This window comes from Chryseobacterium sp. Leaf404 (assembly GCF_001424145.1).
Classification (GTDB): Bacteria; Bacteroidota; Bacteroidia; order Flavobacteriales; family Weeksellaceae; genus Chryseobacterium.
In genome coordinates, this window is record NZ_LMQM01000013.1 from 256,713 (window position 1) to 274,975 (window position 18,263).

The 18,263-nt window shown below is 36.9% G+C and carries 19 protein-coding genes and 1 tRNA gene; 8 read left to right on the top strand and 12 right to left on the bottom strand.

The annotated features are described in order from the left end of the window. Positions 1-4: 4 nt before the first annotated feature. From ASG31_RS15360 to ASG31_RS15385, 5 genes are all read left to right on the top strand, one after another. Entirely contained in the window at positions 5-613 is a 609-nt protein-coding gene (locus ASG31_RS15360; protein ID WP_082504608.1) for a hypothetical protein, read from the top strand. 165 nt (positions 614-778) lie between these two features. After that, positions 779-1,345, top strand: coding sequence for a TlpA family protein disulfide reductase (locus tag ASG31_RS15365; RefSeq protein ID WP_131725568.1), 567 nt, complete (start codon positions 779-781; stop codon positions 1,343-1,345). Between the two features lie 271 nt (positions 1,346-1,616). Further along, on the top strand, positions 1,617-1,829 hold the full coding sequence (locus ASG31_RS15370; RefSeq protein ID WP_131725569.1) for a hypothetical protein: 213 nt from the start codon (positions 1,617-1,619) through the stop codon (positions 1,827-1,829). A 251-nt stretch (positions 1,830-2,080) separates the two neighbouring features. Then, on the top strand, positions 2,081-2,341 hold the full coding sequence (locus tag ASG31_RS15375) for a hypothetical protein (protein WP_056034682.1): 261 nt from the start codon (positions 2,081-2,083) through the stop codon (positions 2,339-2,341). A gap of 552 nt (positions 2,342-2,893) precedes the next feature. Beyond that, entirely contained in the window at positions 2,894-4,846 is a 1,953-nt protein-coding gene (locus tag ASG31_RS15385) for a GEVED domain-containing protein (RefSeq protein WP_056034689.1), read from the top strand. 274 nt (positions 4,847-5,120) lie between these two features. Here ASG31_RS15385 and ASG31_RS15390 read toward each other — a convergent pair whose 3' ends face one another. The 7 genes from ASG31_RS15390 to rplK form a co-directional block, all read right to left on the bottom strand. Continuing rightward, on the bottom strand, positions 5,121-5,705 hold the full coding sequence (locus ASG31_RS15390) for a hypothetical protein (RefSeq protein WP_056034691.1): 585 nt from the start codon (positions 5,703-5,705) through the stop codon (positions 5,121-5,123). A 12-nt stretch (positions 5,706-5,717) separates the two neighbouring features. Further along, entirely contained in the window at positions 5,718-8,219 is a 2,502-nt protein-coding gene (locus tag ASG31_RS15395) for a hypothetical protein (protein ID WP_056034694.1), read from the bottom strand. A gap of 61 nt (positions 8,220-8,280) precedes the next feature. Next, on the bottom strand, positions 8,281-8,895 hold the full coding sequence (locus ASG31_RS15400) for a hypothetical protein (RefSeq protein ID WP_131725570.1): 615 nt from the start codon (positions 8,893-8,895) through the stop codon (positions 8,281-8,283). A 721-nt stretch (positions 8,896-9,616) separates the two neighbouring features. Further along, positions 9,617-9,985 carry a 50S ribosomal protein L7/L12 gene (gene rplL, locus ASG31_RS15405; protein WP_056034701.1) on the bottom strand — a complete coding sequence of 123 codons (369 nt, stop codon included), beginning with the start codon at positions 9,983-9,985 and terminating at the stop codon, positions 9,617-9,619. A gap of 48 nt (positions 9,986-10,033) precedes the next feature. Continuing rightward, positions 10,034-10,618 (bottom strand): 50S ribosomal protein L10, encoded by a 585-nt coding sequence (gene rplJ, locus ASG31_RS15410; protein ID WP_056034704.1) that lies wholly within the window; start codon positions 10,616-10,618, stop codon positions 10,034-10,036. Positions 10,619-10,635: 17 nt separating this feature from the next. Beyond that, on the bottom strand, positions 10,636-11,328 hold the full coding sequence (rplA, locus tag ASG31_RS15415; protein ID WP_056034707.1) for a 50S ribosomal protein L1: 693 nt from the start codon (positions 11,326-11,328) through the stop codon (positions 10,636-10,638). An 11-nt stretch (positions 11,329-11,339) separates the two neighbouring features. Beyond that, positions 11,340-11,786 carry a 50S ribosomal protein L11 gene (gene rplK / locus ASG31_RS15420; protein WP_034679146.1) on the bottom strand — a complete coding sequence of 149 codons (447 nt, stop codon included), beginning with the start codon at positions 11,784-11,786 and terminating at the stop codon, positions 11,340-11,342. 220 nt (positions 11,787-12,006) lie between these two features. Between rplK and ASG31_RS15425 the strand changes: the two genes are divergently transcribed. Further along, positions 12,007-12,507, top strand: coding sequence for a hypothetical protein (locus ASG31_RS15425; RefSeq protein ID WP_131725571.1), 501 nt, complete (start codon positions 12,007-12,009; stop codon positions 12,505-12,507). Between the two features lie 7 nt (positions 12,508-12,514). After that, positions 12,515-13,246, top strand: a complete 732-nt coding sequence (locus ASG31_RS15430; protein ID WP_056034752.1) for an LVIVD repeat-containing protein — start codon at positions 12,515-12,517, stop codon at positions 13,244-13,246. A gap of 2 nt (positions 13,247-13,248) precedes the next feature. Here the strand turns inward: ASG31_RS15430 and ASG31_RS15435 are convergent, their stop codons facing one another. The 5 genes from ASG31_RS15435 to tuf all read right to left on the bottom strand — a co-directional run bounded on the left by ASG31_RS15435 (position 13,249) and on the right by tuf (position 16,368). Further along, positions 13,249-14,109, bottom strand: a complete 861-nt coding sequence (locus ASG31_RS15435; RefSeq protein ID WP_056034711.1) for a hypothetical protein — start codon at positions 14,107-14,109, stop codon at positions 13,249-13,251. A 143-nt stretch (positions 14,110-14,252) separates the two neighbouring features. Next, entirely contained in the window at positions 14,253-14,795 is a 543-nt protein-coding gene (gene nusG, locus ASG31_RS15440) for a transcription termination/antitermination protein NusG (RefSeq protein ID WP_056034714.1), read from the bottom strand. A gap of 17 nt (positions 14,796-14,812) precedes the next feature. After that, the gene (secE, locus tag ASG31_RS15445) at positions 14,813-15,019 is read right to left on the bottom strand and encodes a preprotein translocase subunit SecE (RefSeq protein WP_056034716.1); all 207 of its coding nucleotides are present in this window, start codon (positions 15,017-15,019) and stop codon (positions 14,813-14,815) included. A 12-nt stretch (positions 15,020-15,031) separates the two neighbouring features. After that, a tRNA-Trp gene (locus ASG31_RS15450) sits at positions 15,032-15,102 on the bottom strand. 54 nt (positions 15,103-15,156) lie between these two features. Then, complete coding sequence (gene tuf / locus ASG31_RS15455; RefSeq protein WP_055983809.1) at positions 15,157-16,368, bottom strand: elongation factor Tu; 1,212 nt, start codon at positions 16,366-16,368, stop codon at positions 15,157-15,159. 245 nt (positions 16,369-16,613) lie between these two features. Here tuf and ASG31_RS15465 point away from each other — a divergent pair, with 245 nt between their 5' ends. Next, on the top strand, positions 16,614-18,119 hold the full coding sequence (locus tag ASG31_RS15465) for a DUF4394 domain-containing protein (RefSeq protein ID WP_056034723.1): 1,506 nt from the start codon (positions 16,614-16,616) through the stop codon (positions 18,117-18,119). The last annotated feature ends 144 nt before the right edge of the window (positions 18,120-18,263 follow it).

Here is an 18,263-nt window from a genome sequence, read left to right on the forward strand (position 1 = left end):
AAAAATGAAAAAATCATTTAATATACTTATGATTTGTGCGGCACAATTGGCTTTTGCACAGATTGCCATTGGGAAATCCAGCATTACAGCGTTGCCTTCGCCGGCTGCTCCCAATACTCCCAATCCCTCTATATCATTAGAGTTTGGCGAGTATGCAGGTCCACAGTTGGGTAAAGGTATTATCCTTCCTTACGTCAACTCAGCATCAGCTGTTGTAAACTCTGTAGAAGGCACTTTCTTTTATGATGTGAGTGATAAAATTGTAAAACTGAAAAACGGCACCAATTCTTATTTTGCTTTATCCAAAAATGAAACTGCTCCTGTAGGTACCAACCCCGCGTTTGATACCACCGGCGTGGTGTCGACAGCTTTACAGGATGCACCCAATGTAAACGAACTTCCGAATGCGAAAGTAAATATCGGATCTTCAAATTCAGGAACTCCTCCGGGAATTCTGGTTTTGGAGAATGCCAATCAGGCGATGATTCTACCGAAAGTTACCAGCCCGCATCTTAACATTATCAACCCTGAACCCGGAATGATGGCCTACGATACCGTAACCAAACAGCTCGCTGTTTATAACGGGAAAGTATGGTCTTTCTGGAAACCTTAGGTTTATTTTTTTCACACCAAAGCGAGAGCTGCCGATTTTCTGTCGGCAGTTCTTTTTTTAGGGTAGAATTTCAGAAGAATGTTCAGCGAAAAAGCACTATCTTGACGCAGATTTTAAGTACCTGATTTCGTTATCAAAGACTACCTATAATTTTAAAAAATGAAAATGAAAATAATCTGTTATCTGTTTTTTGTACTTCTGTCTGCCGGCCTCTCAGGTCAAAATCCTGAACCCTGTAATCTTCAGAAATCAGCTGCTTCTGAAGCATTGAAAGTGGATCAGAACGAAATGATCTGTATAGCTGAAAACTCAGATAAGCCGTACACTGTTTTCTACACCTTAGCTTCCTGGTGCGCTCCGTGCAGGCTGCATTTTCCCGACGCTGTGGAACTTGAAAAAACCGGAAAAGTAAATCTGTTTGTTGTGCTTGTAGAATCTGAGCATGATAAAAGACTTGGTAATGCTGTTAATTTTATAAAATCAAAATCTGAAAATGTAAAATTTGGCGTTTTGAAAGATGAAATTTACGGAACCAAAACGGGTAAACGAAACAGAAAGCTCGCTACAGAAATTACTCCAAAGCATAATGAAACCATTGATGATTACGGAAAATTTATTCTGGTAGATAAAACCGGGAAAATTCTTTACGTCACCAACTGGAAAGACTATAACAAAGACTGGCAAAACTCAAAAAAAATGCTTGAAAACAAGATTATGCCACTCCTGAAGTAAAATTATCTCACGCAGATTACGTATTTATACTGAATGGAATTTCCATCAAACCTCATACATTTGTAGTGAAAAAAAAAAAAAAAAAATTACTTCGCTTAATTTTAAGTCCTGCCTCTGGTGGGACTTTTTTTTGTATCAGAATTAATTATTTTAGTTCAATTAAAACTGTTAAAAGAATAAATACCATTCTGCGCAAAGTCGCCAGAATTTGCAGCGGGGTATTATAAGGAAATTAGTTTAAATTTAAAGTAAAAAAAATATGCAAGTATTAATGAAAAAAAACTGGGAATATATTTTATATAAGGAAAATCAAAAATATCTATTAGAAGTTGTTTGCGGAGGTGCAGCAATGTTTGAATTAAAAATAGAATTAAATATTGAAGAAGTAAATGGATATTTGTCTCATGGAGAAAGCTATATAGATCAACTAGCAGAAATGATAAGAAATTCTCCAAGTCAATATTTAGATAGAAAAATAGAATAAGTGCTATGAAAATTTTGAACTATTTTATAAACAATTATACGAAACTACTCACATATTCGACTAAGTAAATAAAAACAGATAATCTTGGAAATCACATAAAAGAGGTTTTACCAATTAGTTTAGATGGAATACCGAAAAAGCGTCAACAAATAAACATTAATAAAATTTTAAACTTGAAATAATTATAATATGATAACTAAAAAAGAAGCATTAGAAAATGTTAAGAAATATTAGTGAATGATATAGAGATTATGGAAAATTTAGAAAGTGTTAAATTAAAACTATTAAGCATTGGTTACAGTGTTTATTTGATAAAAATAGATAATGTTGAATACTTGAGAGGGGGAATCGTTTCCAACGATATTCTGAAAAATATCGGAGCTGAAATATGGATAAAACAAGATAAAAATATCTTTATTTTCTTAGATATAGAAAATCAGAAAGGTAATGAAAAGCCTTTTGATAACAGCGAAAAGCTGATTAATTATATAAAGGAAAAATATCCTTTATAACTTATAACAAAATCCCTTATTGCAGCACGAATCTATTCGTGTGGCTTTTCGTTTAAAAACTATCTCAAAAGTTTTAGCTTTATAAAAAACGTAAAGATGAATCGAAATTACATAGTCATAGTGGATCATACTTCATATGTTTTGCTGTTTTGAGGTAGCTTAATGTTCTTTATTGAATATGAATAAAAAAACATTTAGAAAATCTTTTTTTTCAAAAGGATTATGTATAAAAAAGTCAATAAATTTATCCACAAAAATAAAACACGACACCTTTTGTCGCATTAAGCCAATATATTTGTGGTAGTAAATTTTAGTAATAAGATTGCAGACCAAAAAACAAATATCAGAATGAAAAAAGATTTTTACCTGGCAAGATATGCTTTAATAATAAAGAAATTAGAAACTGTATTTTCAACTGAAAGCTCCACTTTTGAAGATATTATCGCATATAATAAGGCTAATCAATACATTTTTTTTGATTTTTTTTGATTTTTTTTTGAGAAATTAATTTTTTGTGATACTTTTAACTTATCAAACTATGGTATCAACAATATGAAAAAATCAATACTTACACTTACTTCCCTTCTCGGTATTTCCGGTATTTCTTATGCCCAGAATCTAGAATGTGGAACTCCCGATCTGAGCTATGAGCAATTTCTTTCACAGCGTGAACTGGCTGACAGGATTTTAGCAAAAAATGCAAACTTAAAAAATACTCAACTGATTACCTATGTTGCTGTACAGGCTCATTTGATAGGAACAGACGCCGGTACCGGATACGCGTCTGCCAATAATCTCAACAATGCACTGTCTGAACTTAACAGGAAATTTGCAGCCTTCAACGTTCAGTTTTATTTTAAAGGAACAGACTTTCTGTACTACCCCAACTCACTTTACCACAGCGGAGATCAGCCCGATTCTGAAACTTTGATGTTCAGCCAGCAGAACAGCTCAAATAATTCTATGAATCTTTTTCTTGCAAACAGTGTGAAAAGAGGTGGTTCCGGAGTAGGTGGATGGTCTTACGTGGCGCCTTCCAGCCAGAGTTTCAACATAACGTGGGTGGTAAACGGACAGCTGGATGACGATAAAACCACTCCGCATGAGTTTGGACATTATTTTGGGCTGTCGCATACTTTTAATAATTCTACCAATGCTACGGTAAGCAACCGCGAGCTTGTAACCCGAAACTTCAGCGAACCCCTCCCCAGACTTTCGGCAAATTGTGACACCAAAGGCGATTTTATCTGCGACACACCTTCAGACCCCCGGGGGCTTACCAATGCCACCACAAGCAACTGTGCTTATAACGGCACAGCTGTAGACGCAAACAGCGATATGTTTGCTCCGTTCATGAATAATCTTATGGACTACAATTTCTGTCCGCCCTACTCATTTACTGCCGGACAGTACAGCAGAATGCAGAATGTAGGCCTTCCCATCGTAAACAATTCAAGCAGTTTTACGCTGAATGCCCCAGAAACACCGCAGCCCGTTCCCACAAATATTACTTCTTCCACATCAGACTATACCAATCAGTTTGCCTTAAACTGGACAGATAATTCTACCGTAGAAACAGGATATCTTATTGAAGCAAAAGCAGAAGGGAGCACGGTTTACATTCCTGTAAAAGGGGTGATGAAAAATGCAGTGACGGCAAACAACTTTTCAAAACTTACAGCAGGAACGAAATATAATTTCAGAATAAAAGCTTCTAATACAAAGACCAATTTTTCTGCAGAATCTGCACTCATTCAGTTCCCGGCACTTTGCGGAAATAACAATGTTACCTCCTGTGCGCCAAACAATGCAACAGACGCAAACTGGAATATCGAAAATGTAAAAGTAACCCAAAACAGCACTGTTCTGGTGCAGAATCTCAACACCAACTGTTCTGCAGGCTCCGTGGGAAATTACTACGCCACACATATTGCGAATCTTGCTGCCGGAAGTACGGCAACTGTAGAAGCAAAAGCCAAAGCGAGCAGTACAGGAAGTGCCTATACAGCCTACGTAAAAGTATATGTAGACTGGAATAAAGACAGTATTTTTGACGAAATAACAGAAAAAGTAATCGAAAAAAGCGGTTTCAACGGAATGACAGAATCTTTTCTGATTCCACCAGCCACCGCCACAGGATCTTACCGGATGAGAATAGCATTAAGCACCTCCACATCAGGTTTTGCCGGCGCTACGTCCTGCAGGGTTTCATTCGGGGAAATTGAAGATTATCAGCTGGCGATTACCAACGGAAATCTGAGCATCAGAGAAAACGAAACAGAAAAAACCGGCATCTACCCAAATCCAGTAGACGAAATTCTTTTCATTAAATCTGCTGTGAAATATAAAAAATTCAATATTTACAGCGCTGAAGGACGTCTGGTACTGAAAGGCGATGTAGAATACAACAAGATTAATGTTTCAACTCTTGAGAAAGGTTATTACATCGTAGAGCTTTCAGACTCTTCATCAAATAATGTAAAACATAAAATTCTGAAGAAATAATATTACAGTTTTAAGCTTGTTTAAATTTTTATCAAATCAATAATTATGTTTCAAAAAATCTTCGGCAAACTCATAGTGACGTTAAATTGAGCAGTTAGCATTAGATTTGTCTGTATCATCCTGTTGAAGATTTAATTAATCAAACCAGTAAAATCAGTACAGTCAACTATTTTAATAATTTTTAAAACAGGCTCTTAAAACTGTTTATATTCAAATAAAATTCCGCCCCTTTGCAGAGGCGGAATTTTGTATTGAGACATTAAAATTTCAGATTCTAAGGCTTGGTCCAGAATGCCCATTCTCTACCATTAAAAACAGCAAGCTGATTGGTAGAAGTAACGTAAACCATCATTCCCGCACTTGGGGAAGGAATATCGTTATGAGAATTGACCCTCGGCAAAATCATCGCTTTGGTATCATCGCTTAAGACTACAATTCCCGGAGTGGTATTTGTTGCAGGATTGCTTGCCAGAGATCCTATAACTGCTTTTGCAGCAGCACTTTCCTGGTTTGCATCAGGCAAGCTTGCCGTTACCGGTCTGTAAGCTCCTGCTGAAAGGTCTTCCCAAACTGTAGCAGTGGTAGGTACAGTCACAGTTCTTCGGTATTTTACTTTCTGCTCCGTAGAATCAAAAATAAATGTACCTAAAGCAAGCGTTGTAGGATTGGCAGAAACTACATCGGCACCAGAGCTTACCCATGGCAGCACAATACCTTTATTTCCACCGGTTGCATTTCCAAACTCTACAGATACCGAAGTATTAGCGGGATTAGCGTTTGGAACCGTCTTCCCAATCGTGATCTGTGCAAAAGCTAATCCTGAGATAAGACTTAATGATACTATGATATATTTTTTCATTTTTTTAAACTTTTATTGGTTAAAATTATCACAGGTCTGTCTTGTATAACAGAACCAACCTGTACCATCGTAGATTTTTAAACAGTTGTCTGTTGTATTATATACCATCATCCCAACAACTGCATTTCCTGCCGTGGTAATGGCATTAATCTGCGTAGTTGTAAGTCTGTTTACAACAAATCCCAGTGTTTTTGCATCCATTACCGTGTAAGCACTTTTAATCTTCATTGGCCAGTTGCCATTACTTGCTCCTGCTCTGTTTAATGCAGTAATTCCGTGTGTAGTATCAATTCCTGCAGTAGCTGTGTTTGCAGGACGGAAGCATCTGGTACACTCTAAATCTGACGTACCTGAATTTTGTGAAGAACCAATTCCCTGCCCGATATCAGATGTTGTAGGAGTGGGAATATCAGTGTTATCTGCAATACCGGCAAGATTAGATGGGTTTGTAACTGTATTTAAATTATTACCTGCATTATTTACCAGCTGAGGCACTCCGTTTGCTCCTGCAGAGGTGCTTATAATCTCTGAGGGCGTTCCCACAGTAACACCATTGTAGGTAACCTTAATTTGACCTGGGTTTATTGCAGAGTTTAAAGGATTGATATGATTGTATTTAACTAATTCTGAACCTTCAATTGCATCTGGACAGCCATCATTATCTGAATCAACATCATAATAATTAGGAATTCCATCGTTATCATTATCGCAGAATAGAGGAGCTAATACAATATTATCAATACCCAAATCATTTCCATTACCTCCATTTGGCTGAAGATTTACTATCTCTAAAGAGATTGCCGATGTTGTAGCAGTGAAATCCAAAATAAGCCTTCTCCATACATCATCATTTGCCATACCTATTGCTGATGAATTTGCTGTAGCCAAAACCGCATTGGTATTATCTCTGATGGTCAATTGTAAATTTGGGATATCGCCCAGATTGTCTGCAAGCCCTGCCATGTCTATTCTAAAACGGTAATTAGTTCCTACGAGAACATTAAGATTCGGAATTCTATAAATAGCCTGGTTTAATGCCGGTGTAGAATTGATATTAATCATAAGATATCTACCATCTGTTGTACCACTTGTAAGAGTAGCGTAGCCTGCGTCTTTATCACCATTTAAATTAGTTCTGACATAGGTTTGAGATTGAGAAAGTGATCTTGTCACAGTATAAGTGCCATCCTGAGGGTCAGAAGCTTGAAAAGTGTGTAGCAAAACATTTGAGTCAGAGGACGTTGTTGTACCAGTACCAAAAGTATTGCTGTAAACAGGATTTCCTTCAACTTTTGTAACACATACATCTTCTACGGCATCTAAAATACCGTCGTTATCATCATCAAGATCAACATTATTCGGAATACCGTCAACATCATTGTCATTGCATTCGTTCAAAGAAGCATTTTGCGAAGAACCAATTCCCTGCCCATTGCCAGCTGCTACAGGAATTCCGTTAGCTGCAACAGACCCAGAAATCTGATTGTTTAAATTAAGTTGCGGAGATGTGATGCTTGCAGAACCCTCAATGGCGTCTGGACATCCATCATTATCACTGTCTAGATCTAAATGATTAGGAATTCCATCCCCATCAAAATCGTACACATTAGGAATTCCATCATTATTTGAATCCAAATAGCTGGTAATACTTCCATCGCCTACATAAACCGCATTTGTCCCTAAATTATTTACAGTATCTAAATAGTTTGGCAATCCATCACCATCAGCATCTCCGTTTGGATTATTACCACCCGACTCAACTATATCAGTGATACCGTCATTATCATCATCCAAGTCAATATTACTGCTTACCCCATCACTGTCTTCATCCATCGTACATACATAATATCTAGGATTAGCAATTAGATAGTTGTTGTAATTCAAATCAAATTGTTTTACAAAACCACTATTTCCGTAAGCGGTAAATTCAATAACATTCTGTTTTACATATTCAAACATAACCCTGCTTTCTATACCGTCACTCTCATTGGCAGTACCATTCACCCTGAGTATACCAGCAGTATTAACAGTTAATCGTGTTAGAGGACTGAACGATACCGCCATATATTTAACTCCTGCAGCACAGCTGGTAGCCAAACCTTCATTATCAGGTCCGTCAATATCATTTACAACAAACCTCAAGTCTGCGGGGTTTATAGGCGTATTACCAGTTGATCCTTGAAGAAAAGTAAATCTAATAACAGAAGAATTGTTTGCTAAACCAGTGGTAGCAGAAGTAGAATTATATACAATATTGTCGCCAGAGAGTGCAAAATTACCATCAACACCAGAAAGCCTCTGTGCCCTAACACGAAATGAGCCCAAAGTGGGAGAAGTTGCATTGAAAAGAACATCACTAGTTCCTGATCCTGAAATCACGGTTCCAATAGCAACAGAATTAAACGACTGAGCATAGAATTCGCTAGAGATAAAAAAAACAATTATTGAAAAAATAAATGTTTTATAATTGGCAAAACTTTTATGTGCCAAATTAAAAAAGTTAATAATATTCATTACGTAAAGTATTTGTATTCTCAAGATAAAATGAGAATTGTGATTAATTAAAATACAATGATCACATAATTACCGGCGGCGGCCGTAATGAATAGGTTTTTGCATATCCGAACTTCTTACAACGGGTGTTGCAATAGAAATTATTATTCTCGGATAAAAGTATCTGAATACTGGATTGTTTCCATACAGTAAAATTCTGGACGATCTTTGAATAATTATGAGAAGCCGGAGCTATGAAAGTGATGCAAGAAGTCGTATCTGCGTAAAATGATTTTCCTGACTCAGGATTTCGAAAAAAAGTCCACTGTTGAGCTATTTTCTTTTCAAGAATCTTAAGTTGAGCGGAAACTCTTCTATCAACAGCTTTTATGCCTCTTATATGGGCAACTTTTATCTGTTCGGAAAACTTTTCGCTTTTACTTGCGGAAATAATCAGTAAAGTTTTGCCGGACTTGATGACATTGACATTTGCTGCGATTTTTACTTTCTGACCCGTAACAAATTTGTTAAAAGACTGATCTGAAGAATAAATCTGCGCTTCACCCACCACAGTAATTTGTGCTTCCGGAGAAGTTTTAAGAGACAAACTGTCCTGTGCAGAAAATAAAGAAAAAAACAGAAAAAACAGTAATATATAAAGCCCTCTAAAATTTGACAGATTTCTTAGAAATGCCAAAAACTTAAGTTTAAAATCACTGCGAATCGCTTTCAATACGTGGTTTAAATTATTTTGCAATATTAACCCTAATTGGCAAGACCGCAAAAGAACGTTATATTTTTCATCATTTAAGTTTAAATTAATTATTATTTATTATTTTAAAAAAAATATGGTTAAAAATTTATGTTAAATATTATATTTCATTTTAAAATAAAAAGACCTGAAATAGTGTCGTGAGTGACGTATTGACACTTTTTACATTAAATTATGTTAACATTTGAAAAACCACAGTGAGAAGTATTGAGATCAGATGAGCAAACAAATTGAAAAAAAATTCCAGCTGAGGAGGAAATATGATTTTTAAGAAAAACTAATCTTCATAAAGGCAATTTTAAAAAATGCTGATTATATAAGATTAAGAAGTTTTTTAAAAAATGATTTAAAATAAATTTTCAAAGGCATTTTTTCAAACTTTAGAGTCGGGGATAAGAAAAATGCCCTGTCAATCTCACCAAAAGTGACTCCCATGTCATCCTAAGATTGTAGAAGAAATGGCCGGGGACATAAAATTTCATAAAATTAAAACATCTCTAAAATTTCGGAAATGAGTAATTATATTGAGCTCCAAGATTATAAAGAGATTCTACCTTTCCATGGTAAACAATGAAAGTGTATCAGGATGGCACAAAAAAAGCGGCAAACTTTCGTTTACCGCTTTCATATATTTTAAAACTGAAAATTATTTCAATTCTACTTCAGCACCAGCTTCTTCTAATTGCTTCTTAAGAGCTTCAGCTTCGTCTTTAGAGATACCTTCTTTGATAGCAGAAGGAGCTCCGTCTACGATGTCTTTAGCTTCTTTAAGACCAGCACCAGTTAAATCTTTTACCAATTTAACGATAGCCAATTTAGATGCACCTGCAGCTTTAAGAATTACGTCGAATTCTGTTTTTTCTTCAGCAGCTTCACCTGCACCACCTGCAGCAACTACTACTGCAGCAGCAGCTGGTTCAATTCCGTACTCGTCTTTAAGGATAGTTGCTAATTCTTGTACGTCTTTTACTGTTAAGTTTACTAGCGTTTCAGCTAAATTTTTTAAATCTGACATTTTTGTAATGTTTTTGTTGATTATTGATTGATTTTTTTGAGAGTCTAATTATTCTGCAGCTGGAGCTTCTCCTTCTGCAGCAGCTTCTGGAGTTTCAGCAGCTGGAGTTTCTTCCACAGCAGGTGCAGCTTCTTCAGCTGGAGCATCTGCAGTTTCAGATTTGTTTTGAAGAGCAGAAATAACTCTTTGGATTGGAGATTGAAGCAACCCGATGATTTCACCGATCATTTCTTCTCTAGACTTGATGTTTACTAATGCATCAAGGTTATTGTCGCCCACGTAGAAAGTTTCCTGCACGAAAGCTGATTTTAAAGCCGGCTTTTCGTCTTTCTTTCTGAAGTCTTTGATTAATTTTGCCGGAGCGTTAGCCGTTTCAGCAACCATTAATGCAGAGTTTCCTTTGAAAGTCTGGAACATTTCAGAGTAATCTACCCCTTCGATTTGTTCCATTGCTTTTTGTAAAAGTGTGTTTTTCACTACTTTCACTTTGATATTCTGCTTGAAAGCCTGTCTTCTGAAGTCTGAAGATTTACCAGCGTTCAAACCGTCAAGATCTGCAACATATACTACTTTAGCATCCTGAAGCAAGTCTTTGATCTCTTGTATCGCTACAACTTTTTGGTCTTTTGTCATTGTCTTAGGATTTAGTATTAATTAACAGCTTTAGTATCGATTGCAATACCAGGACTCATTGTAGAAGATAAATAAATAGACTTCACATAAGTACCTTTAGCAGCAGTAGGTTTCATTTTGATCAAAGTAGAGATCAGTTCCTGAGCATTTTCCTTGATTTTGGCAGCATCGAAAGATACTTTACCAATACCAGCGTGGATAATACCGTATTTGTCTACTTTAAAGTCAATTTTACCAGCTTTTACTTCAGTTACTGCTTTACCAATTTCCATAGTTACAGTACCTGATTTAGGGTTAGGCATCAAACCTCTTGGTCCTAAAACTCTACCCAATGGTCCTAATTTACCCATCACGGCCGGCATAGTAACAATAACGTCTACATCTGTCCAGCCTTCTTTGATTTTCTGTAAATATTCGTCAAGACCTACATAGTCAGCACCCGCTTCTTTAGCTTCAGCTTCTTTATCTGGAGTTACTAAAGCCAAAACTTTAACATCTTTACCAGTACCGTGAGGAAGAGATACTACACCTCTCACCATTTGGTTTGCTTTTCTTGGATCTACACCCAATCTTACAGCGATATCTACAGAAGCATCAAACTTTGCAGTGTTCACCTCTTTTACAAGAGCAGAACCTTCTTCAAGGTTATAGATTCTTCCTTTTTCTACTTTTCCAGCAGCTTCTTTTTGCTTTTTAGTCAATTTTGCCATTTCTCTAAGTATTAAGCGTTAAAAGTTGGTTTAGTTCCTGTTACTCTTAATCCCATAGATCTAGCAGTACCTGCAACCATAGAAACTGCAGAATCCATTGTAAAGCAGTTAAGGTCAGTCATCTTGTCTTCAGCGATCTTTTGAACCTGAGCCCAAGATACAGCACCTACTTTGTTTCTGTTTGGTTCTCCGGAACCACCCTTGATTTTAGCCGCATCCATCAACTGGATTGCTGCAGGAGGAGTTTTAATTACGAATTCAAAAGATTTGTCTTCGTATACTGTAATCACTACAGGTAAAACTTGTCCCGGCTTATCTTGAGTTCTTCCGTTAAATTGCTTACAAAACTCCATGATGTTCACACCTGCAGAACCTAATGCCGGACCTACTGGTGGAGATGGGTTTGCTGCTCCTCCTTTTACCTGGAGCTTAACCATTTTAAAGACTTTTTTAGCCATTGTTTGTTTTTTAAATTTGAATAATTAATGAGTTTGGAAGCATTTATTATTCAGCAGGTTACCGCACTCACATAAAGTAAACCTACTTTTCGGACTGCAAAATTATGAAATTATTTTTAATTACCAAATACTTAGCACATTAAAGTTCAGAAATAAAATTAAAATATTTTAATACCGCAGTTTCAAATAAATGTTTACTTTTATCGCAAATCTCCACACCATGAAAAAATTACGACTTCTTGCTCTCCTCGCGAGTCTCTCCCTTCTACAGTCCTGCTGGCTGTTCAATTTTGGGGACGATCCTGCAGCTGAACCTGAGACAATTTATCAACCTGTATACGCTACCAGAGCAGAACTCGCTGATATTAAAATGCAAACCCCAAAACTGACTAACAAGAATGCCAAGATTTATCTGAAAGATCAGTACATTTTTGTGAATGACAACCGTGACGGATTCCATATTGTTGATAATTCTGATCCGGCGAATCCGAAAAAATTAAAATATCTGAAAGCTTTAGGTTCTACCGACGTAGCAATTCGTAATGATATTCTCTATCTCAATCAGGCGACAGATCTGGTGGCATTAAAAATCAACACGACCACCAATGAAGTTCAGGTTTTAAAAAGAATTGAAAACGTCTTTCCTCCCATTCAGTCTCCTGATGGTTTTGACGGCGCACCAATGACTGATAAAATAATTGTTGACTGGAAACTTAAATAATAACACCATGAAAAAAATATCATTTATACTTCTTATATTCTTCCTTTTCAGCTGTAATAATGAGTCTTCAGATAAACAGAGCAGTGACGGAAAAGAAGGTTCCACAGCCACATTTATACTTAAAAACAGTAATATGTATGTGGTAGATCATTCCAATCTGAATGTTTTCAGCATCACAAATCCTGAAAACCCAGTTAAAGTAAGAACAGTAAACGTCGGTTTTAATATTGAGACCCTGTTTTCCAACGGCAATTATCTGTTTATAGGATCCCGTAACGGAATGTTTATCTACAGTATTGCCGAACCGGAAAATCCTACATTTGTTTCGCAGGCACTGCATTTGAGAGCTTGCGATCCTGTAGTGGCCAACAGTACAAATGCTTTTGTGACATTACATTCCAATACAGTTTGTGGTGCAGCAAATAATGTATTGATGGTATATAACACAACCGATATTAAACAGCCAAAACTGATTGCACAACGTGACCTTTCTGAACCAAAAGGTTTAGCTTTAAATGGAAACTATCTTTATATATGCGACAAAAATGATATTGTAATTTTTGACATCACCAATCCACAAAATCCAAGTGCGGTAAAAACGATTGCGAATGTTCCCGCAAGAGATCTGATCATAGACAATAACCGCCTGTTTGCCTTTACCAGTTCAGACGTGAAGCAGTACAGTATCGATCCTGCAAATATTCAGAACATCAGTTTAATCAGTTCTTATACCCTATAAAATTAAAAGAATTTCGGGGTCAGTTTTCTTAATGGAAGCTGCACTCCGATTCTTATCTGCTCGTAAGGAAAATATCTTACTCCATGCTGAAACTGAAGATACCAAACCGTACCAGGATTGGTCTGAATATTTATTTTTGATGCTAAAACCACCGGACGGTCACCATAATCTTCAACCCTGGTAATCCATCCATTATATCCTGAAAAGGTATTTTCCCAGCTGATATTATTGTGTTTTAAAATCAGCTTTAAACCATACATGATCGCATCATCCTGAACATTCCTCCCCGGCGTCTGCACATCCCAGGAGAAAAATCCAAAATTTGCAACTGCGCGTACTTCATCAAAGAAAGTCTGTGTTTTGACTGACTTTCCAATTTCTACATCAAAATAATATCCTGCGGTATTGAAGAAGCGTCGGTTTTTGAAATCACTTCCCGAAGCAGTCTTTAAAGTAGAATTTAAAACTAAATCAGGTTTAATTTTTCCTTCCGTAAGCAATTTGATTCTTGTCTGAACATAAAAATCACCGGTTGCCCACCCTTCGCTTTTCTGCATTTGTCTACGTAGAAAAACTTCATCAGAAACTTTGTAATGTTCAATAAGAGTTTTCCAGACCTTTACCGAAACTTTTTCTGCGAGTAATGGAACTTCAACTTTAAAAAGATTTGAAACCGTTTCATCGCCGTGACCGAAATAATAATCACCGGCAAAACCCAAGTGTGTGAATCCCGGAATACGGGCATCTGTAAACTCGGGAACAGGATTGGCATTAGGACCAAAATAATTGGTGGTGTGATGAATAAGATTTTGCGCAAGACAAATTTGGGCTGAAAAGAATATCAGCAGTTGAAACTTTTTCACAGTTTTTAGTTTTGATGGGTGTGTTCCACAAAATTAGAAAAACTGTTTTAGAAAAAATCAAAGCAGAATAGATTATATGTAAAACTACAGCAAAAAAAAAGACCAACCCTAAGGTCAGTCTGATTTATATTTTTAAAAAGCATTTACACTTTTTCTACCTGCATAAAGCTAAGTTCCATTGGTGTCTTTCTTCCGAAGATTAAAACTGAAACTTCAATTTTCTTTTTGTCTTCAAGAATTTTCTCTACAGTACCGTTGAATCCGTTGAAAGGACCATCGATTACTTTTACATTCTCTCCTACGATGAAAGGAATTTCAAGATCAGTAGCGAATTCTGAAAGTTCATCCATCCTTCCGAGCATTCTGTTAATTTCAGATTTCCTCATTGGAACAGGGTCACCACCTTTTGTTAAACTCAAGAAAGAAATTACTCCCGGAATGTTTTTGATGACATGGGGAATCTCTCCCATCAAATCTGCTTCTACCATTAGGTAACCAGGATAATATGGCTTTTCTTTTGGAACTTTCTTACCGTTTCTGAGAACGATAACCTTTTCCATAGGAATCACTACCTGAGTAACATACTGCTCAAATCCTAAACGTTTGATTTCTGTCTCAATATAGTTTTTCACTTTATTTTCCTGTCCGCTGATGGCTTTCAGCACATACCATTTCAATTCACTCATTATGGGAAAATCCTTTTTTAGTTGAAAGTATTGATTAGCATTCCGATGATGTTGCTGATTGCTTTAGAAAAAAGCTCATCAACTCCAAAGGTAAACAATGCAAGAATAACAGTAGCTATAGTCACTACAATTGTAGAAGACTGAAGATCTGACCATTTTGGCCATTCAACTTTATGTCTGAATTCGATATAAGAACCTTTTATAAAATCAACAAATGAACTCATAAATTATATTTGCACGGGCACAAGGATTCGAACCCTGATCAACGGTGTTGGAGACCGGTATCCTACCATTGGACGATGCCCGTAGATTAAAAAAGTTCCGTAAGTTTCCTTACGGAACTTTAATTATATTAAGATGATTAGTCTAAGATTTCAGTAACCTGACCTGAACCAACTGTTCTACCACCTTCTCTGATCGCAAATCTAAGACCTACGTTAAGAGCGATTGGCTGTAACAATTCTACAGTGATCTCCAAGTTATCACCAGGCATTACCATTTCTACACCTTCTGGTAAGAAGATCTCACCTGTAACGTCTGTAGTTCTTACGTAGAACTGAGGACGGTATTTGTTGTGGAATGGAGTGTGACGTCCACCTTCTTCCTTAGAAAGGATATAAACAGAAGCTTTGAATTTCTTGTGAGGCTTCACAGAATCTTTCTTAGCGATTACCATACCTCTCTTGATGTCAGTTTTTTCAATACCTCTCAACAATAGACCTACGTTATCTCCAGCTTCACCTCTATCTAGGATTTTTCTGAACATTTCAACTCCAGTAATAGTAGAAGTTAATTTTTCTTCACCCATACCGATGATATCTACAGGATCTCCTGTGTTGATAATACCAGCTTCGATTCTACCAGTTGCAACAGTACCTCTACCTGTAATAGAGAATACGTCTTCGATTGGCATCAAGAATGGCTTATCAGTATCTCTTGGTGGTTGCTCGATCCAAGTATCAACAGCATCCATCAATTCTTCAACTGATTTGAACCACTTATCTTCAGTGTCAACTGTAGCAGCAGTAGCAGCAGTAAGAGCTCCTAATGCAGAACCTTGAATCACTGGAGAGTTATCTCCGTCGAATTCATAAGTAGACAATAAGTCTCTAAGTTCCATTTCAACAAGCTCTAATAACTCAGCATCGTCTACCATGTCAACTTTGTTCATGAAAACAACAATTCTAGGTACGTTTACCTGACGACAAAGAAGGATATGCTCTCTAGTTTGAGGCATTGGTCCGTCTGTAGCAGCACATACAACGATAGCACCGTCCATCTGAGCAGCACCAGTTACCATGTTCTTTACGTAATCTGCGTGACCCGGACAGTCAACGTGAGCGTAGTGTCTTTTTTCAGTTTCGTACTCGATGTGAGCAGTATTGATAGTAATCCCTCTTTCTTTTTCTTCTGGAGCAGAGTCAATAGCAGAGAAATCTTTTTTCTCAGCAAGACCTTTGCTTGCCAATACAGCAGAAATAGCTGCAGTAAGTGTAGTTTTACCATGGTCAACGTGACCAATAGTACCAATGTTCAAGTGTGGTTTGTTACGATTAAACGTTTCCTTTGCCATGATTTAAATTATTTATTTTATTGTTATTCAAATTTTCGGTGTGCAAATATAACGATTTTTTGAATATCAAAAACTTTTTATTAAAAAAACTTTCAAAAACAAACCAAAATACTCGCGAACCGGAAGTTTTTCCGCAATGGAACTGCAAATTTAAACAAAATATTGAATTAAAAAAAATCTATGTAAAACCAAATTCAATTTTGTCTCGTATATGGGTGTATTATTAAAATCAAATATTAAACATTATGAACAAAATTTTCTCTCTGCTCCTTTCTGGAGTTATGGTCGCAACAGCAATTTCATGCAACGACGACGAAAACGGAATGGAACCAATGGTACAAGGGCCTGACCTTATGGTTTACGGTCTTACCGAAAGCAACGAAATCACTTCATTTAATGCCAACAATCCCGGAACTTTCATGTCTAAGACTGCAGTAACGGGGATTACAGCTGGTGAAAAACTGATGAGTATTGATTTCAGACCTGCCACCGGTGAGCTTTATGCATTATCCAATGCAAGCAAACTGTATATTATTAATCCTATGAACGCATCTGCAAGAGTGGTAAGTACTACCGCTTTCAGTCCTGCGATTTCAGGAGCGATTGCATCGATTGACTTTAATCCTACTGTGGACAGAATCCGTTTGGTAACCAATACAGGACAAAACCTAAGATTACATCCTGAGACAGGAGTGGCCGCATTCACAGATGGCTCAATCGCCACAACATCTTCAATCACAGGAATTGCATACACTAACAGTACATCCGGAGCAGCCAGCACTACGCTGTATGATATTGATGTAACTGCAAAAAAATTATTCAAGCAGGATCCTCCTAACAACGGAACACTGGTAGCAGTAGGCGACCTTGGAATTTCTTTTACAGGCCAGGTTGCTTTTGACATTAATCCTGATAACAGTGCAGCTATCATCGCAGCTACAGACGGTTCTGTGAATACTTTATATAAAACAGATCTTTCTACAGGAGCTTCAGTAAATATCGGAAAGCTTTCTCAAAAAATTATTGATTTGGCTATTCCTACAAATCCTGTAGCGTATGCGGTTGATAATACCAACGCTTTACAGATTTTCAATCCTACAAATCCTGCACAGGGAATGGTAAGCAAGCCAATCACTGGTATGCAAACCGGTGAAAGTATTTTAGGTATTGATTTCAGACCTGTGAACGGACAGCTTTATGCTTTAGGTAATACAAGCAGAATTTACACTATTAACCTTGGAACAGGTGCTGCAACTCAGGTGGGTACAGGTACACTTACAACACTTTTAACAGGAACTGATTTTGGATTTGATTTTAATCCCACGGTTGATAAAATTAGAGTGGTGAGCAATACCGGACAAAACTTAAGACTTGATCCTGTTACAGGTGCCGTTACCGCACCTGACACTGCACTGAATCCAGGAACTCCGGCTGTCAGTTCTGCAGCATATACAAACAATTTTGCAGGGGCAACGGCTACAGAGCTTTATGTAATTGACCACAATACAGATAAATTGTATCTCCAGAACCCACCCAATGGAGGTGTTTTAGTTGAAAAAGGTGCATTAGGCGTCAACATCACATCTTCAAACGGTTTCGACATCGGTGCAATGTCTCAGAAAGCTTATCTGATGGCAACCGTAGGGTCTGATACAAAACTTTACGTAGTAAATCTTACAACCGGCGCAGCAACCTCTTCGGTTACATATCCAAATATGGTAAAAGGATTTACAGTAGGATTAGGATTCTAAAACATTTATATTCACATCCATTTCATAAAAAAAAGAATCCGTCTCACAACAAAATTTGAGGCGGATTTTTTATTTCAGTAAAATGTATATTATTTTGAAAAATAGAAAAAGTTGTCCTCTTTAGGCAACTTTCTTTCTTAGATT